The organism is Clostridium sp. (assembly GCF_036642255.1).
Taxonomy (GTDB): Bacteria; Bacillota; Clostridia; order Clostridiales; family Clostridiaceae; genus Clostridium_J.
Genome location: NZ_JAVWDJ010000014.1, coordinates 1 through 23,568, shown reverse-complemented (window position 1 = coordinate 23,568; position 23,568 = coordinate 1). Strand labels below are relative to the sequence as shown.

General features: G+C 26.9%; 32 protein-coding genes and 1 pseudogene. All 33 read right to left on the bottom strand.

The features are described from left to right. Positions 1 to 25: 25 nt before the first annotated feature. Positions 26 to 1,414 carry a hypothetical protein gene (locus RR409_RS09650; protein ID WP_332557537.1) on the bottom strand — a complete coding sequence of 463 codons (1,389 nt, stop codon included), beginning with the start codon at positions 1,412 to 1,414 and terminating at the stop codon, positions 26 to 28. Positions 1,415 to 1,432: 18 nt separating this feature from the next. After that, a complete protein-coding gene (locus tag RR409_RS09645; protein ID WP_332557536.1) occupies positions 1,433 to 2,047 on the bottom strand; it encodes a metallophosphoesterase in 615 nt (204 codons plus the stop codon). Between the two features lie 172 nt (positions 2,048 to 2,219). Further along, the gene (locus RR409_RS09640; protein WP_332557535.1) at positions 2,220 to 2,396 is read right to left on the bottom strand and encodes a hypothetical protein; all 177 of its coding nucleotides are present in this window, start codon (positions 2,394 to 2,396) and stop codon (positions 2,220 to 2,222) included. 518 nt (positions 2,397 to 2,914) lie between these two features. Next, positions 2,915 to 4,021 carry an AAA family ATPase gene (locus RR409_RS09635; RefSeq protein WP_332557534.1) on the bottom strand — a complete coding sequence of 369 codons (1,107 nt, stop codon included), beginning with the start codon at positions 4,019 to 4,021 and terminating at the stop codon, positions 2,915 to 2,917. Beyond that, positions 4,021 to 4,539, bottom strand: a complete 519-nt coding sequence (locus RR409_RS09630; RefSeq protein WP_332557533.1) for a hypothetical protein — start codon at positions 4,537 to 4,539, stop codon at positions 4,021 to 4,023. The genes RR409_RS09635 and RR409_RS09630 overlap by 1 nt, the downstream gene beginning before the upstream one ends. A 27-nt stretch (positions 4,540 to 4,566) precedes the next feature. Further along, complete coding sequence (locus RR409_RS09625) at positions 4,567 to 4,743, bottom strand: hypothetical protein (protein ID WP_332557532.1); 177 nt, start codon at positions 4,741 to 4,743, stop codon at positions 4,567 to 4,569. Positions 4,744 to 4,818: 75 nt separating this feature from the next. Beyond that, positions 4,819 to 4,974 carry a hypothetical protein gene (locus RR409_RS09620; RefSeq protein WP_332557531.1) on the bottom strand — a complete coding sequence of 52 codons (156 nt, stop codon included), beginning with the start codon at positions 4,972 to 4,974 and terminating at the stop codon, positions 4,819 to 4,821. 1,067 nt (positions 4,975 to 6,041) lie between these two features. Then, positions 6,042 to 6,743: pseudogene (locus RR409_RS09615) on the bottom strand (ribonucleoside-diphosphate reductase, adenosylcobalamin-dependent); the annotation flags it as partial. Positions 6,744 to 6,970: 227 nt separating this feature from the next. Beyond that, complete coding sequence (locus tag RR409_RS09610) at positions 6,971 to 7,462, bottom strand: hypothetical protein (protein WP_332557530.1); 492 nt, start codon at positions 7,460 to 7,462, stop codon at positions 6,971 to 6,973. Between the two features lie 220 nt (positions 7,463 to 7,682). Beyond that, positions 7,683 to 8,027: a hypothetical protein gene (locus RR409_RS09605; RefSeq protein ID WP_332557529.1), complete on the bottom strand. Its 345-nt coding sequence runs from the start codon at positions 8,025 to 8,027 to the stop codon at positions 7,683 to 7,685. A gap of 891 nt (positions 8,028 to 8,918) precedes the next feature. Continuing rightward, positions 8,919 to 9,209: a hypothetical protein gene (locus RR409_RS09600; protein ID WP_332557528.1), complete on the bottom strand. Its 291-nt coding sequence runs from the start codon at positions 9,207 to 9,209 to the stop codon at positions 8,919 to 8,921. 275 nt (positions 9,210 to 9,484) lie between these two features. Further along, positions 9,485 to 9,802, bottom strand: coding sequence for a hypothetical protein (locus tag RR409_RS09595; protein WP_332557527.1), 318 nt, complete (start codon positions 9,800 to 9,802; stop codon positions 9,485 to 9,487). A gap of 456 nt (positions 9,803 to 10,258) precedes the next feature. Continuing rightward, positions 10,259 to 11,077, bottom strand: a complete 819-nt coding sequence (locus RR409_RS09590) for a hypothetical protein (protein ID WP_332557526.1) — start codon at positions 11,075 to 11,077, stop codon at positions 10,259 to 10,261. Between the two features lie 242 nt (positions 11,078 to 11,319). After that, the gene (locus RR409_RS09585) at positions 11,320 to 11,442 is read right to left on the bottom strand and encodes a hypothetical protein (protein ID WP_332557525.1); all 123 of its coding nucleotides are present in this window, start codon (positions 11,440 to 11,442) and stop codon (positions 11,320 to 11,322) included. A gap of 15 nt (positions 11,443 to 11,457) precedes the next feature. Further along, a complete protein-coding gene (locus RR409_RS09580; RefSeq protein ID WP_332557626.1) occupies positions 11,458 to 11,730 on the bottom strand; it encodes a hypothetical protein in 273 nt (90 codons plus the stop codon). 94 nt (positions 11,731 to 11,824) lie between these two features. Then, entirely contained in the window at positions 11,825 to 12,070 is a 246-nt protein-coding gene (locus RR409_RS09575) for a hypothetical protein (RefSeq protein WP_332557524.1), read from the bottom strand. 91 nt (positions 12,071 to 12,161) lie between these two features. Further along, positions 12,162 to 12,464, bottom strand: coding sequence for a hypothetical protein (locus RR409_RS09570; protein ID WP_332557523.1), 303 nt, complete (start codon positions 12,462 to 12,464; stop codon positions 12,162 to 12,164). A gap of 76 nt (positions 12,465 to 12,540) precedes the next feature. Continuing rightward, complete coding sequence (locus tag RR409_RS09565) at positions 12,541 to 12,783, bottom strand: toprim domain-containing protein (protein ID WP_332557522.1); 243 nt, start codon at positions 12,781 to 12,783, stop codon at positions 12,541 to 12,543. Positions 12,784 to 13,014: 231 nt separating this feature from the next. Continuing rightward, a complete protein-coding gene (locus tag RR409_RS09560; protein WP_332557521.1) occupies positions 13,015 to 13,437 on the bottom strand; it encodes a hypothetical protein in 423 nt (140 codons plus the stop codon). Between the two features lie 24 nt (positions 13,438 to 13,461). After that, positions 13,462 to 14,106: a hypothetical protein gene (locus RR409_RS09555; protein ID WP_332557520.1), complete on the bottom strand. Its 645-nt coding sequence runs from the start codon at positions 14,104 to 14,106 to the stop codon at positions 13,462 to 13,464. Positions 14,107 to 14,156: 50 nt separating this feature from the next. Beyond that, entirely contained in the window at positions 14,157 to 14,585 is a 429-nt protein-coding gene (locus tag RR409_RS09550) for a hypothetical protein (RefSeq protein WP_332557519.1), read from the bottom strand. Between the two features lie 6 nt (positions 14,586 to 14,591). Then, the gene (locus RR409_RS09545) at positions 14,592 to 15,329 is read right to left on the bottom strand and encodes an AAA family ATPase (RefSeq protein ID WP_332557518.1); all 738 of its coding nucleotides are present in this window, start codon (positions 15,327 to 15,329) and stop codon (positions 14,592 to 14,594) included. A gap of 95 nt (positions 15,330 to 15,424) precedes the next feature. Continuing rightward, complete coding sequence (locus RR409_RS09540) at positions 15,425 to 15,676, bottom strand: hypothetical protein (protein WP_332557517.1); 252 nt, start codon at positions 15,674 to 15,676, stop codon at positions 15,425 to 15,427. A 1,209-nt stretch (positions 15,677 to 16,885) separates the two neighbouring features. Continuing rightward, positions 16,886 to 17,227 (bottom strand): hypothetical protein, encoded by a 342-nt coding sequence (locus tag RR409_RS09535; protein WP_332557516.1) that lies wholly within the window; start codon positions 17,225 to 17,227, stop codon positions 16,886 to 16,888. A 1,241-nt stretch (positions 17,228 to 18,468) separates the two neighbouring features. Continuing rightward, the gene (locus RR409_RS09530; RefSeq protein ID WP_332557515.1) at positions 18,469 to 18,882 is read right to left on the bottom strand and encodes a helicase-related protein; all 414 of its coding nucleotides are present in this window, start codon (positions 18,880 to 18,882) and stop codon (positions 18,469 to 18,471) included. Between the two features lie 210 nt (positions 18,883 to 19,092). Next, on the bottom strand, positions 19,093 to 19,563 hold the full coding sequence (locus tag RR409_RS09525; protein WP_332557514.1) for a DEAD/DEAH box helicase family protein: 471 nt from the start codon (positions 19,561 to 19,563) through the stop codon (positions 19,093 to 19,095). Positions 19,564 to 19,668: 105 nt separating this feature from the next. Beyond that, positions 19,669 to 19,878: a hypothetical protein gene (locus tag RR409_RS09520; RefSeq protein ID WP_332557513.1), complete on the bottom strand. Its 210-nt coding sequence runs from the start codon at positions 19,876 to 19,878 to the stop codon at positions 19,669 to 19,671. Between the two features lie 851 nt (positions 19,879 to 20,729). Next, the gene (locus RR409_RS09515; protein ID WP_332557512.1) at positions 20,730 to 21,536 is read right to left on the bottom strand and encodes a metallophosphoesterase; all 807 of its coding nucleotides are present in this window, start codon (positions 21,534 to 21,536) and stop codon (positions 20,730 to 20,732) included. A gap of 182 nt (positions 21,537 to 21,718) precedes the next feature. After that, positions 21,719 to 22,123 (bottom strand): ferritin-like domain-containing protein, encoded by a 405-nt coding sequence (locus tag RR409_RS09510; RefSeq protein ID WP_332557511.1) that lies wholly within the window; start codon positions 22,121 to 22,123, stop codon positions 21,719 to 21,721. Positions 22,124 to 22,158: 35 nt separating this feature from the next. After that, on the bottom strand, positions 22,159 to 22,518 hold the full coding sequence (locus tag RR409_RS09505; RefSeq protein WP_332557510.1) for a hypothetical protein: 360 nt from the start codon (positions 22,516 to 22,518) through the stop codon (positions 22,159 to 22,161). Positions 22,519 to 22,693: 175 nt separating this feature from the next. Continuing rightward, positions 22,694 to 22,945, bottom strand: coding sequence for an RNase H family protein (locus RR409_RS09500; RefSeq protein WP_332557509.1), 252 nt, complete (start codon positions 22,943 to 22,945; stop codon positions 22,694 to 22,696). Next, positions 22,938 to 23,096 (bottom strand): hypothetical protein, encoded by a 159-nt coding sequence (locus RR409_RS09495; protein WP_332557508.1) that lies wholly within the window; start codon positions 23,094 to 23,096, stop codon positions 22,938 to 22,940. Before RR409_RS09495 ends, RR409_RS09500 begins: the two co-directional genes overlap by 8 nt. Further along, on the bottom strand, positions 23,096 to 23,568 hold a 473-nt coding region (locus RR409_RS09490), incomplete at its 5' end, for a hypothetical protein (protein ID WP_332557507.1). The genes RR409_RS09495 and RR409_RS09490, both read right to left, overlap by 1 nt.

Sequence of the window (23,568 nt, the reverse complement as noted above, 5' to 3'; positions counted from 1 at the left end):
ATATATTTATTTTTATTTATATATATTAAATAGATTCTATATCTAAAGTTCCTTTATCTAATTCTAAAGTCTCCTTTTGAAGGAATCTAGTAGATTTAAGTTTAAAGACATTAATGTTAGTAGTTTCTTTCCTAATAACTATGCCTTCTTCAGGAACATTATTATTACATAGTATAGAATCTCCTTCTAAATACGTATCTTTTAGTTTACTAATAAAATTTTCATGCCAGTTATTTATAGGGTCTAAATCAAAGAGAGCTTTGGCTTTACCATAATATAACTCTGTTACAGGATGTAAGTTGTTTTCAATACACCAATCATGTACTTGTTTAGCACTATATTCATGTACTTTACCATTTATATTTGTAGTAGTTATTCGATAAATTATAACATCAAATAAATGAGATTGGTACATCTCAGTTGCGGACATTTCAGTATACTTATATCTTTTAGGATCATATATACATTTATAATCCCAACCGCCTTGAATGGCTACTCCAGTTGGCATATATCCTACAATTTCTGCATAGATTGTCATTCCACTAGATAAGAAGTCCTTAACTGTTTCTAATCCTAAACTCCAAATATCATAGTTATAAAAACTTTTAATATCTTTAAGGTTTAATATTGGATCTTTAATAACTCTACGAGATGCACAAAATATAGCATATTCGGAATTAATAATATTAATTCCAAATTTATTTATAAGTTTTTCTTTCCAGTTAAGATTCTTTTTTGTTAATAAATTACAAAAAATAGCAGATGTGCCATATTGTTTAATACTAATTTGGATAAGATCATTTGGATTAATACTATAAATATTATTTTGTAATTTTGGAGTGTCAATATGAAATCTAAATTGGTCATCTAATATTTTATCATTTATAATAGATTTTTTAGATTTTCCATTAAGATTAACTCCTATATTTTTTATAGGAACATTATATTTCCAAACAAATTTAATATCATCAATAGTATCAAATGTAGTATTTACTAAACTTTTAGCTTCTTCGTAAATTTCAAGTATATTAGTAGGATTTGTACTTGGATTAACTGCAAATCTATAAAGCGCGATATAAGACATGATAAAACCTTCTGAGGCAATCCCTCTAAGTTTTACATATCGAACTCGTCCCGACTTTTCAAAAAATCCTTTTTCACTAATATTAGTATTAAGAGTTTGGTCTTTATAGAGATTATTAAATTTTAAAAATTCTGATGCTATAACACACTCAACTGGAAAATATATAAAATAGCCAGGCTGTGTATCAATTCCTGTTGAAATAATATTTCCATATAGATGTACTAATTTTAATTTATCTGCATTTGGATGTGTGCTAAAATTAGATTCTTCTAATTTTATAACTTTTGCTAAATAATTAATATTAGCATCTTTACTTATTGTAAGTTTCATATTTTTAATAAATTATAGTTAACGACTTAAAGGCATTTGCTTTAATATATTTACTACATTTTCTTGACTTATTGGCGTAAAATTATTATTATCAACTCCAACATCATAACTAGGAAGAGGACGCTTATCAATTAAAGTAATATCAGAGCTTGTGTTATTTTTACGAGTATGGCTATGGCCAAAAAGATGATAGAACCCATTCCATTGTCCAGGCCATGATGTCATACAATAATGACATAATGTAAATTTATCATATATTGAATGCTCTTCATCACTTGTTGTTGACCATATATATAACATCATAATATCGCATACTGATTCAAAATATTCATAAGGAATATTTTTCTCTTTATCATGATTTCCAATTATAAGATATTTCTTACCTTTAAGCTGTTTTAATATTTTAACCCATTGAGTTTTTTGATCAAAACAAAAATCACCTAATATAAATACAATATCATTATCATTTACAACAGAATTCCAGTTATTAATTAAAGAGTTATTCATCTCTTGTCTACTTTCAAAAGGTCTATTACAAAGACGACATATATTAAAATGATTATAATGTGGATCTGATGTAAACCAAATAGTTCTATTAATTAGATCTTCTTTATTAAGTGTTAATGTTAACATTTTTTATAGTTACTTTATTAAAATAATTAAACATTTCATCATTTGGAAAAAGTTTTAAAAGCTGTGAAAGAGTTAGTGCAGAGTCAAATTGAACCATATTAGAATATTTATCTGATACAAATCCATATAACTCATTAATAGTTTTAAATTTACTATTACCTGTAATAAATCTTCATATTTCATTAGAATTAGACTCTCCATAATATCCATCTAACATTATAGATAACGCTGGCTCTAAAAGATTAATATAAAATTGAGCTTCTTCACACGGTTTAATTGCTACAAATTTTTTATCAATAGCACATAGATTTCTAATTATACATTTAAATTGATCTAATGTTATTTTCATTATTATTATTTTTATATCCTTTATTTAGATAACTATTAATTAAATTATTAAATTGATAAATAGCTTGGTCTTTAATCGTTTTTTTTATTTTAGTTCTATCAATAATAACTAATGGTCTAGAATTTATTTTATGTTTATAACTTCCAGTTTTTCCAGTAATAGAATAAAATATAAGATTATCAATTGTATTATATTCATTTAAAAATAATTCTATATATTGAGTATTATTATTTACCTTTCTAAATAATTTTATATTATTAATTATCATTTTTTTGATATATAATTAAATCACTTGTAGTACGACTACAAGCAACATATTGTAATTGACGAAGCTCTTCTTTATTAGAACATCTCCATATATTTTCCATATCTATAAGAACTATAGAATACGAACTACTTTGACTTTTATGAGCTGAAATACAATATCCATAATCTAGAGATTTATTCTTTATTACTCTATTATCATATATTAAATCAATAGGAGTTAAGAAAGAATTATTTAAATTAAAGAAAGCTACTCAATCTTTTGATAGTTTAGACTTAACTGCCTTTTGACGTAGTTTCTCTAAAACGCAAGCTAACTCATTTAATATTTCTTGCGAATTATATTTAGAGAGAATAACATAATTTTGTTTATTATTATTAGTATCTTCAAGAGTTAAAGTATATGCGTATAAAGATAGTCCAAAACGAATTATTATACATTTATGAGAGTAAGTTACAACATAATCAGCAGAATTTTTTATCATATAAGAATTATATTCACAAGAGTCGTATCCTGTTAATAGCTCTCCAATATTATATTCATTATTATTAGAATATAAATTCTTTCTAATAAGTTGATTTAAAGCATTTATTCTATTATTAGTATAAGTTATTAATTTTACTAATTTAAAATCTTTAAAATTCTCTCCAACTTTAAATAGATATGAGTACTGTTCAATCATATTTACTATATTATTACAAATAGTAATATTACAAAAATCGTCATGAATCTCTTTAAAATAGTATAGAGGATTTGATCTTAAATAATTTAATACTTTATATAATTTACTCTCAGTTTGCCTATAGATCTTAGTTAATGTAAGCGTCTGAACTTGAAAGGTTTTAGATACTTTATCTTGTTTAATTGGCTTTAATTGACTGCTATCGCCAACGAAAACAATTTTAGATTTATGAAATTTTAAAACTAGTGTATTATAAAGCTCATCGTTAATCATACTACACTCATCAATCAATAACACTTCATGATATGATTCCTTTTGTTTAACTTTAGCAAATTCAAAGCATAGTTGTGAAGCATCAAATTCCATAATATTTAAATTAGGACGGAGGTTTAATAATGAATGTATTGTAGTGCAAATTCTATTAGAATCTCCTTTATCTACTAATACATTTTTAGCTTTATTTGTAGGAGCAACAAATATACAATCAATACCTTCTTCTTTTAGTATATCATATAATATACTTAGAATAAGAGTTTTGCCAGTACCAGCACTAGCTCTTAAGCAAATACACTGAGTATTTCCCTCTATAAAATTAGTTAAGCTTGATAATACTTCTTTTTGAGTATCATCAAGCTTAACTTCATATTTCTTTTCTAATTTAGATATGTTGTAGAACATTAGTTAATCTTTTTCTTTCTACTATTATTAGGTTTAGGCTTATCTGTTGAGCCAAAGCCATTAGTACCACGACTTGTTATTGGAAGTTCTTGCTCCTCTACAAGTTCAATTTCAGGAATTGGGAGTATAACTAATTGACCAATTTTATCTCCTACTTCATACTCTTTAAGTTCTATAGGAACCTTTTTTAATTTTGAAAACCACCAAAAGCTTTTAAATATAGTTTTAAAAGTTTTTGTAGTTCTTTTAAATCTAAAACGTAATGATCCTGTATAATCTTCATCTATAAGTCCCACAGAGTTACATAGTAATAAATCTTTATTAGAATTAGAAGATCTAGGTAATAATAATCCACAGTGTTTCTTAGGAAGTTTTATAGATATTCCTGTATCATATTCAATATAATCTTCTGTAACTTCTTTTGTAATAGCTGTCAAATCAAATCCAGCATCAGTTGGATGAGCCTTTACAGGAGCTACGGACTGTAAAGTTAATTTTTTAAAACTTACTTTAATCATTTAACTATAATTTATAATGTATATACTTTATCCACATGCGGAATATCCGCAACCTTTACATCCTTTGCAGCCTCCTTCATATATTAATTGTTCTCCACAATCAGGACATTTTTCTCCAGATATAGTACCATCTTCAATAAACATCTTAATGGCTCTTATAACTCCGCCTTTCCATGTATTTAGAGTATCTGACTCAAAATGCATACCATCAATAATCTTAACAATCTTATCAAGAGCAATTCCTCCTCTTAATAATGCAGAAATTAATTTAGCATAATTTCAATATTCTTGATTAAATATTCTTGATAATCCACCAAGTCTATTAGTATATCCATAAGTATCTGTATATTCAAAATCATATCTCTTCCCAAAGATATCATTAACTTTAATAATAGCTCCTTCTTTAATACTTGTTGGAATTGGGAACTCATCCATATCTACTTTACCAGTAAATATTTCATAAGGTTTATTATCTACGAGGCCAATAACTGCAATTCATCCTTCAGATCCATTTTTGAATCTGATAACTTTAGCTGGAATATTAATAGGTCTAGACACAACAGGAGTAGATTCTACTTTTGAGTCTTTAGTGACTAAAATTCCAGATCTACTGCCATCTCTGAATCATTTTTGTTATATTACTTTCGTAATAGGGTAGTCATTTCTGCTAACCTCTTATACTTTCGTATAAGATCAGACTATACCATAATCCATATAGGACTCTTCTATTATAGTCGTTGAACATCTCGAATTATTCATTTATATTTATAACATTCTACTGGGTATTCTCCAATATATTTTAGTAATTTTATTAAATTTTTATTATTAAAATAATAACTAAAGGAGACTTTATCGGAATAATATTTAATATTAAATTTAGAAAAAACTGATCTAAAATATAATTATTTTTATATTTACAAGTAATAGCTCCTCTATGATTAAGGTATTTACTTTGTTTAGAAAAACAACCATCATCTATATATCAATTTTTTAATATTATAGGAGTAAGATAAATGTTTGGTAGTATTTTTCATTTAAGTTATACTTAAACTTTATAGATAAACTAGATAACAATTCCATACGTAAATATTTATTTATTAAAATGTTATAATGTTCAGGTTTTATTGTTTTCCCTGAATAAATAATTTGATTTTGCTGCTGATTGTCCATGATAAATAATATTATTATAATTGTTTCGATACAAAGATGATATCTATTATTTAATTATCCAAATAATTTTCAAACATTCACGCTTATTATCTCTAATTACGTTGTAGTTTATTTGGTTTTAGGAGTTTCCAGCAATTTAAGAAGTTTTCACTATAGCATTACTACTATAGGCGACATGCATCTATCGTGAGTCCTTTGAGACCTTGCTGTCATGCATATAAATATAACTGTTCTACTTCCTCTATAGATATATTTTTACATAAATTTATAGTAGAGCTAATAGCTGTATCAATATGCTTCTGCATAACAGCTTGTAATTTAATTCTGTTATGTCAATTTATTTGTTGGGATTCTATGAAATATTCTTGTGTAGTATTGATTCCAAGAGCTTTAGCCTCATTAACTGTATCTACACATATTTCATAAGATTTCTCTTGATCTTTATGTAAAGACTTAGTATTACGAACATAGGATAGTCTAAAATGAGGCTCTACACCACTAGACACCCCGTTAAATAATAAAGCTATTGATCCAGTTGGAGCAATACTTAGTAAAGAGCAATTTCTTAATCCTTTTTTTTTAAGTATTTCAATTTCATCATTTGTAAAATGATTACATATTATACAAGAATCATAAACTTTAGTATTAAATTTAGGAAATGATCCTAATTTTTCTGCTAATAAAGCACTATTTTTAACAGTTTCTCTAAAAAGAGTATTAAAAACAGTATCTACAAATGTTAAAGATTTTGTACTGCCATATGTAATTCCTAATTTTATTAAGCAATCCGCTAACCCCATTACTCCAATACCTATATTTCTATAGTTTAAAACTGCTTCTATCTGGGATTGCAGTGGATGATTATATGCATTTTCGTCAATAATAGCATCCATAGCTTGTACTATATATGGTATATCTTCAATTAATTGTTTGATATTAAATTGAGCTTTTAAAGTATACGGATCAATTACATAGTTAGATAAATTAATTGACGATAAATTACATGAAAAATTTGCTGGCAAAGGTTGTTCTCCGCCGTAATTTGTTAATACTTAATTACTTAAGTATAAGAGATCATTTCTGTCTCTTTCTATATATTACTATATAGTCCAGACTATATCATCACCTTTTGTAAGGGATATTCGTTCAAAACTTTATAAGAAAAAGATGGTAAAATATATGGTTTAATATTTATTAAAAATTTAGGAATATCTTTAGTTCTAAGAGTTAAATAATAGTATTGATTTTGTTTATTTATATTTCACTCAAGATCTAAATTTTCTTTTAGTACTTTTTTTAATAAAAATTGATCTCCATATGAAAGTCGTTTTATATTTAAAGTTATACATTGACTTTTATATTTACCTTTAAAACAATTATTACCATCACTCATAAATAGTATTGCAAGACTTTCCCAATCTAATAATTTAAGAGTATGTGGGTCTAAACCTTTATATTTATCTATATAAATTCGGTCGTGGATAATTGTTAACATAGGATGTACTTTAGATTCTATACGTATTTGAGCTTTTTTATTACTCTCATCGGTATTATAATCTTTTCTATCATATTTTTTTACACTAACTATATTATTTAGAATATCTATACAATAATCAATATAATCTTCATTATCTTTTTTCATATTCATAATGAATTTATAATTTGTAGTATTGTCTCTATATAATCCTCCTTCACCCATAGAAATATATGAAAGTAATTTAGTTAGTTCTTTAATATTATATATTTTTCTCATTTTTTATTTTATAGTCGTTACACACCCAATAACTGGTTAGCACGGTATTGTCCTATTAGGATATTCACCGTTTTTAGAATATTTTTCATAATAAATTACTTTATTATGCCGCCCGATCAACCAACGGATTACTTGTATATATTTGATATTCAGGAATATACTCCATTAGATTATAATTCTGAAATTTGTTCATAAACATAACTCCTGGCTCTGCATTTTCTCAAGCCTGATGTATTACACGTTTATATAAATGTATAGGAACTATTTTATAACCTTTAGAATTACCTCCTTTAAAGGTATTTTCAACTGTATATGATATTTCTTTACCCGTGGTATAGTATTCTTCAACAGCCTTCATAAATTTATCTCCTATTTCAACTGATAAATTAGCATTATTAATCTTATTATGATCAGATTTTATAGTTATAAAATCTTCTGCTTGAGGATGTTCTATATCAATAGACATCATTAGAGCTCCTTTTCGAGAGTTAGATACATAAAATCCCTGACAATTAAATAAATGTTCCTCTTTTAACTCTATATCAAAAGTTTCAGATTTTCCCAAATACTCAATACTTTTAATAGTGTCTAAAATTAAAGCATCAAAATGATTACACTCCTTATAGTATGTGTATAGTCCAATATTACTAGACTTAGAGATCTTATTTAAATGCCCAGTTCTTTTATTAATTTTTAAAGAGTTTATTGTATAGGGAGTAGATTTTCTACTATTTTCACAGAAGTCTTTACAAAATTTATTAATTTTTAAACTTGGGATTTTTAAAGATTTTTTATATATTGAGGTATTTAATGAATATCGCGTATGTCTATTTCCTGTACGCAGCTCAAACGTTTTTGAAGAAAAAAACCCAAGACCATTTAGTAGAATAATTAGTTGATCTATAACTGTTTCTGAGATGGAACAAATTTTGAACGAATTATTATTTACAGATCCATTTGCGTCTATATATCCAGCAATAAGTGATGCCTGTTGATTTTTAGATGCTGTAAATACAAATTCTGGAAGCTTTGTATATAATGTTTTATACTTATAAACATTTTTATCATATAATCATAAAACTATACTTTTAGAAAGATGTACTCTGTAATATGTTGAATGGTCACTTATTCTTACTTTAAATCCCAAACTTTCTAAAAAAGACTTTATAATTGTCTTCCCGCCCAAATCGTTTTTTCCGAATGTAATTGTACCACTATTTTGTCTAGAACTTATATATCCATTTGCGGTTAACGATCCCACTAAATAATAAAAGGGATCTAGACAGGTACTAAGTGTTTCATTAGAATTAGTATGTATATTAATTATATCGCCAACATTTAATGTGTTTAAAGGAACATGATTAAAACCATTAGTGCTAAACTTATGACTAGACGTTGTAGTAATAGAATATCCCAATGAACTTGTAATTTTATATATATCTTGTATTCCTTTATTTCAAATATAAATTATCGGTGAATAACCTATTTTAGTTCTAACGTTTTGTCCTAATTTTAAGTTCTCAATATTAATCCATCCATCGGACGTTAAAACTTTCTGCCCCTTACTAATACATCCTCCTTGAGATATAGATGCTGTAATAGTATTAAAAATTTCCATAAATGGAATTATCCCCTCAGATTCAAAGTTTTCTCCAATCTTTGAACCTTTAGGTCTAATATTTGTTAAAGATAAACCTTGACCTCCTTGCGCTTTAAATGTCATAGCGAGATCTACAGAAGTCTGCATAATATCTTCAAGAGAGTCATTAACTCTACCACTACAATAACAATTTGAGAAACTTCCTTTATTGGTTCCTCTATTCGCAAGAGTACGACCTCCAAATAAAAACTTTTTATCAATAATAAGTTGTTTAATCTTATCGTTGCCCCCAGATACTCTATTAAATCAAGTATCTAAAGATTCATTATTATATCTATATTTATTTTTTCAAATAGTAATAGCCAATTCATTATTATTTAACCACTCTTCTACTATCATTACTATATGTTTGATAATTAAAATTATTCAAATCCTCTATATTTTCTTTTACTTATTCTCACATCACCTTCATCGACTGCAAATATAATATATTGTCCCATTTTAGTATTAATAGGTGGAGTATATTTTAATTCAAAGTCGATATCTGCTGAAGTATATATAGTTTTTCCATATACACTTTCTTTACATTTTTTTAATAGCTTTTTAGCTAAAACTATGGCTTTAGTTTTATTGCTAGCCGTACCTATAAGAGTATCATCTTTTTGAGTTCTAATTTCTAGAATTCTAGTAAGTTTGCAGCGACCTTTACGACGTTTGCTAGTAAGTATAGCTGGTTTCATACGACCTTCAGGAACTCCCTTATTAATCGTAATAACAATACCCGCATCTTTAAAATCAAACATATGTTTATGTTCTAAAAAATCTGCTGCGAAAATACTTATATCTCTTGTAAGTAATGGACATCCTGCTTTTTTTCAATCTTTAGTGACATCTTGAATTATAGTTATTCCTGATTGAAAAGCTATCATTTTAGCCTCGTCCATAGAACGAGCTTGTATTTCTAATTTACGCATTTAAATAAATATATTATCATCAGAATAATCATTCATTTCACAATATGCTACTGTTTTTAGTAATCTACAGAATTCTTTACGACCACGCTCTAGAAAGTTTTTATTAATCTGAAATGCGCAGGCGTTATTATTTGCTGTAGTTTCTACTACAATAACATTACATTTAACCGTCCACTCTTCTGAATTATATCCATATTCTTTTTCACAGTATCTTAAAAGTATTCATAAATACATACCAAATTGTCTAGAGTAATGAAAAGTTTCCATAGATCCTTTAGGAGACATAAAGTTATTAATAAAATGCCCTGTAGTTTTTAAGTCGTTAAGAACTATAATTTTATTAAATAGATCTATAGTCCAGTTATCGGCTTTCATCTTAAGTTTTAATGTACAATACTGCTCATTATATATAGCTTTTATATCTATAAAAAAAGCTTCTTCATTATACGAGGCTATTTTATCTCCAAATAAATCTATAGGGAACACTAAATTCATAATATGATGATTGTTTTTTAGATTTTTAATACAGTTTAATATAGTATTTCTACTACGAGTATCTACTAAAATTACATTCTCATCTAATATACTTTTGCAGCTCTGATAATATTTAAAACCTGCTTTAATAATAGATTTAATTTTAGATATATTTATACTATTTTCATAGTAATGGACTCTTTGACACGCTTCTGTTATAGAGTTATTAATTGTATAACCAAGACATCTAAGCTCTCTAATTATGTCAATAACTAATCCAAGTTTAGCACTTGGCTTTTTTAAATCAGGACCAAGAGTAAAGATATCGTGCTGAAGAAATAATTCATGTATAGCAGAGCCTAATGAAAATGATATACTAGTTTCTCCAGTGAATCCTGCTTTGTACTTACTAGGACTTCCGTTTTGATCTATATTAATTAATTTTAGTCTTGAGTTTGATATATAATCAGAGTATTTATGTGAGAAGTAATCTTGATCAGATAACTTCTTTCTCTGGATACTATCTAAATTAGGAGTTAGTTTAATATTATTTAGATTGATAGTCACTATTTTATAGGAATATTTAAATCATAGATTCTACGATGCCCGACAGAATAATATCGATTATTAGGAGCATCCATAAGATAACAAAAAATACCAGCATTATTAATTTCCTGATAATTTTTATATTTATCATCTATCATAACATTTATACCTTTTTCTTTTAGAACATCTACCTTACTGGCGTTCCACGTAACAGCAATTATAGGAGCACAAGGCAAACTATTTTTTTGTAAACTTTCCTCAATTCATTCTACAGGAATATTTCTAGCGGTAACATAATAATCTACTTCAAAAGATGGTTTATGTAGTACAGGCATATTAATCCAAAAATTCTTATCCTGCTCAAGCTCTTTTAGATGGTCATCCATCTGATAATTAGCTGCTCAATATGGACTCATCTTTACTCCAAATTTAGATTCATAAGCAAGAGTAAAGTTAAAGATTACATTATCTAGGTCACACCCAATAATAGGCTTATTAACAGGAGCAGTTATTCTATCATCTCCTTGAGGATATATATGATAGTATTCTGAGAGTATTAAGGCATTCATGGCAACTTCTCCAATCTGTAAAAGTCCATCTACAGTATAGTCGTTTCCTATCTCAAATTGAGCCAGATGCTTTTTAAGATTAGAAAGTACTTCAGACCATTTAATACCTTTTTTTCATTGATTTTCCTGATACTTAATTAGCTTATTAGTAAGCACTTTATTAACCTCCTCTATACCATATTGGGGAGTCAAGTCATATCTAACTTTTAAGTTTTCTTTTTTGTTTTCCATCTTTTATCGAAGTATTCTCTGATTTATCATATTTAGATAATGCCTCTAGAAGTATTTCACATAATTGTCCAGCTAATCCGAGATTTGTCTTTGGATCTACAATCTTAGGATCAAAAAATGGTTTATATTCTAAAGACCCATTATCTTCTAAATCAAAACAAATAATAATTTTTTGTCCATTTTCATGTGTAAATTCTACTTTACAAGTTTCCATATTTTTTAATTAATTCATAAAAAAATTCTTTAGAGAGCATAACAATCTCTCCTTCAGATCTAAATGTCTTTTTTGTAGGTTTTTGGCAATTTCAAAAGATTACAAAAGGCTTATCCTTTAAAGGGCACGACTTCTCTATCTCGAAATAGTTTGGGTATTTTATAGTTCTTTTTATTTGTGGATAGAAAAAAAGTTTATTTTCTATATCTACAAGATCTATTTTCATATCATCCATTGCTTTAGATTCAGATCTAGAAGTTTTTATTCCGAGAAATCCTAATTCTCGTAGCTCTTTAGCAATAACCTGTTCATATTCTATTCCGCGAGCTCTAGAGCGTTTTAGATTCCTAACCTTCTCTCCCTTTGCTTCTAATAAATTCTCTTGTGTCTTCAATTAATTTTAAAGTCTTATCATATTTATATTTGGCATAAAAGTCAGATATATCTTTAGCTTTATATTTTCAAGGTATTCATATTGGAATAACTTCAGGAAATTTCTTTTTAATTGAAACCATAGCTCTAAGTCCTGGACGATCATTATCATAAAATAAAAATATATGTTTAAATCTTTCTTTGAGTCTATTATACTGATGTTCAGATAAAAAACAATTTTCAGAGATTGGGGCAATAGCAGGTATTCCAAATTTATATAAAGTCATTACATCTTTTAAAGATTTAGTTAAAATTAAATATTCTCCAGTTTTTGGAAGCATATGATATCCTTGTAGTCTAAGAGACTTTCAATTCGATATAAATCTATACTTTGTTTTAGTAGGAAAATAAATTCTTCAACGCTCTATACCTTCTCTAATATCTCCATAATATCCAAATACAAGTTGTTTATCTTTATAAAGATAGAATATATTATTATTAAGGAACACATTCTTACAAGAAAAAACTTTAAACTTTTTTAAAGTTTGTAAATTAATACCAAATTTATCTCATCAGTCTAATTCGTATTGCTCAAAATTTTTTATTTCTATCTGAATAATAGCATCAGTAGTATCTTCAAATTTTGTATTAGAGTATTTAATTAGAGGCTCATTAACTATAAGATTCTTATTATGAATTATCCCAAAATCATTTGCTATAATTTGAAGCGCTCTAGAATATGTACAACTAAATTTATACATTACTACCGACATAAAATCTCCTATAAAAAATCCAGCAAAATCTTTAAATATTAAACGCCCACTCTTAGGATTACGAAAAAAAGCACATGTCGGTTTATTATCATTTCTTAATGGAGATTTTAGGAGCCCCTTACGAACAGGAGCTCCTAAATAATGTTCCATTAATGTTTCTTCGCTAACTCTATTAAGAATTAGTTCTTTAGTAATTGTTATAGGTTCTAATATATACTCCATCGCCTATAATATTAAGCTAATATACTAGAATGGTAAATCATCATCATTTGTGCTTGAATCTTCTTTAACTGTGAAATCTTCACGTAGATCATCAAGTTCCGTAGTTTTAGACTTCATATCAGTAGGAGTGGCCGATGCCGCTGTATCTATTGCATTTTTCTCTTTTGATGTAAGTGTAAGAGCATCGCCAATAACTTTTGTTCCCATATAGATTGCTCCATCTTTACTGATACGTGCAATAAATCCAGGGAAACCTGTATAGTTTCCAGTAGTTGGAACAAGCTTTATTTGAGTCTGCGTGCCTACTTTTTTATCAAGATACTTCTTAAGAAGCACAATAAATGCTTCAAAATTTGGCGATGTAAATTTATCACCTTCAGTTTCAATCTTACGCGATAATTCTGGATCAAGAGCGTCAATTATCTGCTTAATTTTGCACATAAATTGCTCTGCCTCAGAAGGATTAATTCCATACTGACTTTGTGTTCTTTCTTCAGATCGTGGTTCAAAAATACGCTCATTATGTATTCCACTACCATCTACAGCTTCAAACTTAAGTTCAATAGCATTATATTCTGTAGCTTTATCTATACTTTTAAAAATTACATCGTGGATACCAGCGCGAAGAAAATTACTAGATACTACCTTAGCGTCTTTAACGCTATTCATACTAAACATTCCCATGTATATTATTAAATTAAAGTTAATTTATTAGTTTTTTATTCTAAGTTCGACGTTGTTGGAATAAGATCAATTTTATTAATTGAACTCATTTTAAACATTCCAGGTTTATATTCTTCTATTCTAAATAAATTCCCATACTTAGTTAAAATTGTTTTTTGAGCCCCTTTAAAGGACACAGTATTATTTCTTAACACTTTATTACCAGCATTTTGATCTGCAAATATTTCCGCTTTCCCTATTATAGGAATAGTTAATTCATTATTTTTTTGAAGATAATTAACTGTTATTCTATCATTGTAACAAATTGACATAAGTTCTACGGCTTTTGGAGATATAATTAATTTATTATCTCCCACTTCTATAATTGGTATATCTATATTATCATATTTAGATGAAATACTAATTACTTTAATGTTAGAAACAGCTTGTGAATCTATATCAAAATCAAAAAATACTTTTAACATATATTTTTATTTCTTAAGACTTGGAAAAATTCTCTCCCAATGATATATAACATTACCATCTTCTTGCATCTCTCCAAGAACTATTTCTTTATTACGTAAATGCCCAGGACGTGCTCCAGCTTCTATAGATGTATCATTTGTATTAAATGATAAAATAGTATTAAAATTTTCATCTCTAGTCATAAATCCAATACCATCAGATTTAGAGGCAAGGATTCTTCCAGATTTTCCTAATAAATCTATTTGTTTAGTATTTAGTTCTGTAGCAGCTATTGCCGCATCTTTAGAATGACAAACAAGTATAATATTTGGTGTGCATTTTGCAACCATATCAATACACATTTCCATTCCTTTTCTAATATATTGATAACCCGCACCCATTGGAGCGTCAATAATATCGTCTCCAGTAAATTTATTTCCTGCAGTAGTATTTAGATATAATTTTAACGCTAATGGTTTAACCATTTCTTCTAAAATAGTAATTGTATCTAAAGCTATAAATTTATACGGATTTCCAGCATCCATAATTGCTTTACATAATTCTTTTAGTTCTTTTACAGTTGATATTTTTACTTTTAAAGCATCAATGTAATCATATCCACCAGATTCTAAATCAATACAAAGACAGTTTGGTAGATTAGCTAGTGCAGTACTCTTTCCTATTTTTGGTTTAGAAAAGATAATTAATCGTTTTGGATCTTGCGTTTCTGCAGGTATCTTACTTTTTGGTAATTCAATAGACATATTTAAAATTTATATTTAATTTTTTTACAGTCTAGTTCTACTGTATCTTTTACAGTTGTATCTTTTTCATTTGTATCTTCAAACTTTTCATCTTTTCAAGATTGATATATCTTATAATCTATAACTTCTGGTTTTGGTAATTCTATAAATTTACCAATACTTCCTTGAAATCCTGTACAAAATACTTTATTAGCATTTCCAAATCTATGTTTTAATAAGATAATACCTCTTATAGCTCCGCCTAAACCTAATTCTCCAGTATCTTTATTATCAACGATTCTATAGTTTCTATAGTTTTTAAGTTGATATTTTAAAGGAAAATATATAGCAATAGCTATGTTACACAATTTTATTATCTCTAAAGCTCTTTATCTTTAGATTCTATATGTTACCATATAGTTTAGACTATCTCTTCTATAACCGTTTAGTGTTGATACATAATAGGTTATAGCTCCGCACTCGTGGCACTTCATTTTCTTCAGCATCGCCTGTTAAGAAAGTATGTACTAGTCGTTGATCCTTTATGATATTTCTATCACACTTGGATTAGGGTTGTCCTCATTAAGGAGATTCCCAGATTCACGAAGTTTTAAAACAACTGTTTTATTTTATACTTACAATTTTCATGTATAAATAGCTCTATTAAAGAGTAAAAAATTTTAGAATATTTTGATGGAATATATATTATATGATTTTTATGAATATTAACTTTGATTTGATATTTATATAAAAAGAAATTTTGTATTTTATTTAAGTCTTCTATAGAGAAGTAATTTATAGCAAGAACTAAAGTGTTTTTTTCTCCCCCAGCCGTCATCCATAAACTATATGACTAGATCTAGAGGAGTGAGTTGTGATAAAATATCAGAATTAATATATTTTATTTTTTTACCATTTTCAATATGATAAAATTTATCTAAGCTCTCTAAAAATAATTTATTCTGATAACTTTTTACAGTAACTCCACTATATGTTTTATTAATCATAGTATTATACTATGAAGAGTATCACGGTCTAAAACAAAATTCTTTTAATTTTTTATATTTTCATAAACAATATTCTTCCTGAGTTAACGAATATCTAAACGTAAAATGTGCATTTTACTATCTTTAGGAATCGCTAAATGTGAATCTCCAAGAATTATACCTAAAAATATCTGTAGTGGTTCATCGATAAATTTAAAATTCTTCTTTAAATTACTTTGTAGTCCTAAAGAGACTCTATATTCTCAAATCTTTTTATGATCTACATCTAGTATATTTCAAATTTGGCAGTTATTATATCCTTGTTGATATAACTTATTAAAATTATCATTTTAGACTATCAAATCTATTAGTAGATATTAAAGATATTCTATATTCTTTACATTGTTTATATAAAACAGAATATGTTACTCCAAGCTCTTATATTATTTTAGAAACTGGATACCTTCTGTTTTTTTAATTCTAAAATTCTTTCTTTTTTAATTTCAACTTTTTTATATTTTTAATTTTGTTAATTTAATAAACTAAAGTTAAAAATAATATTTTAATTATACAAATAATATTGGTAAGTTTTCATAAAAGATATAGTTTATCGTTTGCTGGATTACCTGAGTCTTTAGCGTCATCTAATGTAGTTTCTGAGAGTTGCATTTTCTGTCTATCTATATTACCAGCATTTCTATTTTCCTGCATTATAAAATCAGTAGAAAGACCACAAACTTCTCTAAATCTTACAGTATATGCTGAACATAGGTCTATTTCCTGTTTTTTATCTCTACCTTTTGATGGAGTTAATAAACCAGCATGATCAATAACAGCATTAATAATAGCATTTGGATCATTAGGAATATATATAGTTTTTCTGTCATCTGGAGTTTTAGAAAAAGTTCCCTTTTCTTTAAATATTTCCATCATCGCTGCATAAAATCCATCTGCAGATAATTGTTTATCAAAAATAATTATCTTATTAGAAATAGAATTAAGTCATTCCTTAGCTTTTAATACTTTTTGATAAGAATCTTCGGATATAGGCGATCTAATAGACATTAAATCCATAAATGGGAGTTCTAAATTAAATTCTTCATATAAATATAATGATAAAATTTTTGATAATAAAATACTCTCGTTCATTTCTAAACTAAAATATACATATGTTATATTAATATCTGGATAATCTTTAAGTATACGATATATATCACTATATATTACATAACTTGATTTACCGCTTCCAGATATTCCATAAACTAATTTATATACTCCTTTTTGAAATCCACCAGTATATCAATCTAATTTAGGAAGCCCTGTCTTTAAACCGATATTTCTACCGTGTCTACCCTCATTAATTTTAGTATATAAAGTGTCTACATTTAACATTATACTGTACCATATATATCGTAAGTACTAGAGTTTCCCTTAACACCATTAACCTTTAATTCTTTAAATTCTTGCCATTTATAAGAGGCGACAAATTCAATAATAGGAATATGAATTAAATCATTAGACTTACTTCATTCTAGTATCTCTATTATTTCTGAATGCTTTGTAATACTATGATTTATAGATGAAGCATATCAAAAATAAAATTCTTGTAAATCTTTAAATTTCTTGGAGATATTTTTGAGACTTACATATTTACCATTAATATATAGAGTTGAAGGATAATGTTCCATTAAGTCTCGTCCTAACTCTCCAGTTAGTTTAAAATATTGTTTAATAAAGTTTTGATTAAACTCTATTTCATTAGGATCATAGCTATCTGGACTATAATTTTTTTTAATAATCCCCTTAGTTTTCAGAGAATTAAATAAATCTCTTAATCGTTCTTTGCCTCCTCCGTCGTATCATCTTTTAAAATATACACGATGTTCTTCAGGATCTCCATTTTCAGTTTGGGCAATGAATGTTAAGTATATGAGTAACAGCTCATCAGCTGTAAGCTCATATTTAGTCATAATATTTAGAGTAATATCTAACTCCATATAATACGATTAAAGGTAAGCATAACGTATTACGTTAGATCTATTTATTTAAAATCTATTTTCTATATCTACTATGCCTTTTTTAGGCCGTATAGATAGTGACTTTCCATTTAGAATTGTAGTAAGCTGCTCCTCAGAAATAGTTATATAACTTTGATCTTTAGTTGCATTATTATATCATTGTTCGTCAATACTATTTTTAATAACTAATGTAAAAAACTCTGCAACTTTATCATTCTCAAATCTAACAACTCTTCCTAAGGACTGTATACCTAATATTTTAGATGAATTACAGCTTAAAGCTATTCCTACAGACAATCCTTTTATATCAACTCCAGTACGTAAAGAAGATGGAGAGATAATATTTCCAGTAGATATAGTATTAAAATATTCTATAACTTGTTTATTATCATTTTTCTTTCTATGACTATGACATACTAAAGCTCTACTTTTAAAAAGCTCTGCCTCCTTTACTGTTGCTGTAAATAGAATACATTTTTTATCTGCTCTATAATCTAATATCTTATTAGCTATTTCTAACTTTTTAGGATGTGACATTACAAATGATTTTCTTAGACGTAAATAGCGCATAAATTGCGCTAAATACCCCCTAACAGCTCCGTCTTGTTTCCCATTAGCTTTAGCTCATATAGGAGCTTTAGATGGAAACTTAAGTAATTCCATTATTAACTTAAAATCATGGTTAAAATATGAAAATAACTGTTGAAATTTAGTATTATACTCTCAATATATTGTAAGATCTACATTTAATAAGACTTTATAATTTCTATAGTTAGATACTCATCTGTTTTCTAAAGCTTCCTCTAACGTTATAGTATCGCAAACGGTTAAGTAAGAAGTAAGTAACTTATGTCTTCCATCTAAACGCTCTAGCGTTGCAGTAAGACCTAAAACATATTTATATGTAATTACTTTAAAAAGTTCAATATTTTGTGGACTACAAAATTGATGAATTTCATCAAGAATTAATAAATCAACGTTATATATATTTTTTATAACTGTATTTATAATTTCAACTTTGGAGATGGTAAAAAGTTGATTTTTAGCTAACTCTCGATTCCATTGATCTTTTAGCACTTCTGTTGGGACCACAACTAACACCCTAAGCATAGAATTTCGTTTATATAGAGCTTGAATAAGCATTATTGCAATTCTAGTTTTTCCAAATCCAGTACAGCCTTCTACAATAGAATGTCCACCAGAATCTATCCATCTTTTTATACTTAATTTCTGTCGTTCAGTTCTATCCATTAGTATATAAAAAATAGTAATAGATTATGCTCTATTACTATTAAATATTGGTAATATAATGCTTCTTTCCTCAGCGACTCTTTTAATATTAGACATTAGTATATTTCATTTATCTATATGATAATTAAGATCATTATCTAGTAATAATAGAACTTTATCACGTAATGTTTTAAGAGCTATGGTAGAAAGTGTAGAAATCTTAGGTAAAGCACTTAGTTGTACTAATGAACGAAACTCAGAAAAAGATAATCCCGTTGGGCAAATTCTAAGTCTAATATCTGATCCTAAGCAAAGTCTCTCTTTAATAACTTCCATTCTATTTCTAGTATTTCCATTTTTATCTATTTCAGTGAGTTCGACTTTTTCTTCGTCTGTAAGTCAGATTCCTTGGGCTAAAATAAATTTATCGGTAATCATTTTTTTGTTAAGAACATCCAACTTATCAAAGCACGCATCCATAAGACGAGTTACTATTATTTGTTCAAAAACAGGATCTAGCCCATTAAATAATATAGAGATAGGCTCATTAAGAATATTTGTTTCACATACCTCTCTTTGTTTATTTATATAGTCTAAGATATCTCTTTTTGTTTTTATATCAGTGTCACACTCATGTAAAAGATGTCTTACAAATAATTCAGTATTGCAGTCAGCTCATGTTTTACGAATATTCTCACGAATAATGTATTTCCCTGGATATCAGATGCTTACATTAAATAACATTTCATGGCAATGAGTATATCATTTTTTAATATCTTCCTCGTTGGCAGTCATAAGTTTAATATTAGTCCCGTTTTTATCCTTTCATGTGAGTGATTCAAGGGACTCTATTGCGTTTTGTAATTTTTCACCAAATTCTGTATACATACTATTAAAATTCAAATTTATCTTGTTTACATATATCTTTTTGTTTAATGAAACTTATAAAATAATTATTAGAATAATTATAAGTTTCAAAATCTTTTGAATCTTTATTAAATCATTGAGTAATACCACCTTCTACATATTGAAATTGAAGATATCCAATATCTTCAATTTCAAATATAGAAAATGAATCTCAATTTGGTAATTGTACTATTGTAACATATTTTAAGTCATCTATAGCTATACGATTTAAATCTTCGACAACTATCTCTATGTATTGATTTATTTTAATAGCTACTATTTTACAGTATATTGTTATTATCTGTGCTAACATAATGTTTACAAATTTCTCCAATACTAAGTAACTTAAACTGTATAGTATTTATAATTTCAGTCTTACTTCTATGAAAATGGCCATAATACCAGTGGGTAATCTCATCTTTATAATCTTCATAAATATTATCTAAAGTATTACGCTCGTCATTAATATCTTTTATTAACTCCATATCATAAGCAGCAAAATCAGTAACTATATCACCTTTATCTGTAGGAAAACAAAACGAAGGGGCAGAATGAGTACATATAATATCTATATGTTCTTCTACTTTTGGGCGATATTTAACATATTCATCTGGCCAATAACTCTTAATACAGTTTTTATCAGCTATATTAAAATCACAATTATGCCATTTCATATAATTAACTATTTTAACAGAATCATTTTGTTTTCTATAAGATCTATCTATAGAAATTCCGCCACTAATACATAAAATATTTTTATCGCATACATTTACTATAGTATAATTTGGAACACATTTTACATAATCAGTATTAATTATTTGATTTTCAAAATATTTAGGATCATCATGATTTCCCGCAATCCAAATAAATATATTATTATGTTTTTTTAATATTTTATGTAATTCTGGAATAACATTATTAGTATAATGTTCTAACTTTTCAAATCCTATACCAATATCACCACAAAAAATAAATACGGAATTTCTAATATTATATTGACGTATTTGGTATGTTATTAAGTTCCACGACCCGTGTATATCGCCAACGAAAAATATATTTTTTATTGTATTATTTATTGTAATTATCATTTATGATTAATTTAGTCCACATCACCTTTATATGCGTTCATAATAGACTTTTCTTTACGTAGCCATGATCCATCTGTTTGTGCTATATCTCTAATCGTACGACTTATAGACTCTTCTTCTACCTGCTCGTCAACTAATTTACCAGTAGTATCATCATGACCATTTAATCAATTAAATGTTGCTCAATCTCCTTCATCAGCAGCTTGATCTACTATTTCATAAATCATTTTAGTCGTATCAATTTCAAGATCAACGGTAATAGTAAATGGAGATATCATATCTGAAATTACTTTATTGAATTGATCAATTATAGGATAAATATATTCAGCATCATTATCATTTAAATAATGTCTAATCCATGAATGATGTTTATATTCTTCCTCGGCTCTTTGTTTAAAATATTCTTCAAGTACAACAAATCCTCTAACTCCAAAATAATTAGAAAAATTCATATACGCATTATGATTTTGTAATTCATGCTTAAGTTGCCTAAGAAGAAGTTCTTGAATTTTTTTACTAAGCGTACATTCTTTTCTACTAAAATCATTTACTTTCTTAGGGTCTGCAGCCTCTTGTTTAATTATCATAATTAAAAAATTAAAATATAAAGCATTTCTGCTATCTAGTAAATATGAATCCTATAGCTAGTTTTACTAAAGTTAAAATTAAATTGATCTTCCAATAACCAATATAGATAGGAAGAAATAGTAAACTCATGATTATTAATTATAAATCTAAGATCAAAATCATCGTCTGTTGTAAGATATCTTACAATATCTTCCTCATTAAAGTAGATAATATTAATTCCTCCAAAGATTACTCCCAGCTCTTCAAACTCAATAGTCATTTCATTATATTTAGCTATGTCTATAATATTTAAATAACGATTAATCTTTTTACTAAATCCATCTATACATCCTAACTCATGCTTAATATTAGGATACCAATGGTTTCCTAAAAGTAATACTTTAAACTTTAACATCATCTTCTGGATTAATTACAGACGCCGCAATATTTGCATAGCAGTCTGCAAGTTCATTAAATTCATTATTATTATGACCTTTTACTCAAAAAAACTGTACATTATGAAAATGTAATAAACTATCTATTTTGACTCATAGATCCATATTTTTTTTTGAATTATCTTGTTCAATAATTCATTTATTTATATAATTATTATTAATACTATTAACAATATAGTTGGAATCTGAATATATTTCTAAATCTGTTGGTAATTTAAAATACTTTAAAGCGTATAATACCCCCATTAATTCTACTCTATTATTAGTAGTATGTATATAGCCTTTATATAAAGTTTTAATTACTTTATTATCTTTAGTAATTATTGAAGCATAGCCACCTTGATCTATTGCGGGTTTGTAACTCCCATCAGTATATATTTTAATCATTAATAATTTCAGCGTCCTCAAACTCAACAGTTCGTATAGTGCCAGTAAAAGTTACCTTTTGTACCTCTAAAAACTTATTGAAATCTTTTATGAATGCGTCCTTATTTTCAGTAGCTACCTCGACGGTTCCGTTAAAAATAAAATCAATCATTAGTTAATAAAATATTTAGAATTAAAAAGATGTGGGCAGCTTCGTTTAAGAAGTTTATACTCTGTAGAAGTCATTATATGCATAACCTCATCTGCATATTTATTTCTAGCTCCTGAGAAATTATGGATAATATGAAATGGATTCTCTAGAGCATTCTTTTCCGCAATTTTACGCCCCGTAGCTTTACAGAAGTTATCTATAGGTTGACAAGTTGCCAATCCAAATTTAATAGTGGCATCTTTATCATCAAATACAACTGCAATAGTATAACGTCTTTCCTGCTGTATATTATTAACAACAGTCTTATCTAAAATAGGATTAACTGTTATAGTACCCTTAATCACAGGAGTACTATAGTAATACTTAACTACTTTACTCATATCTTTATTTTTTTTAGTTTCTAAGATATACTTAAATGTTTTATAAATCTTAATATTAAATTTATTATTTTTATAAATAATTTTTAAGTGAC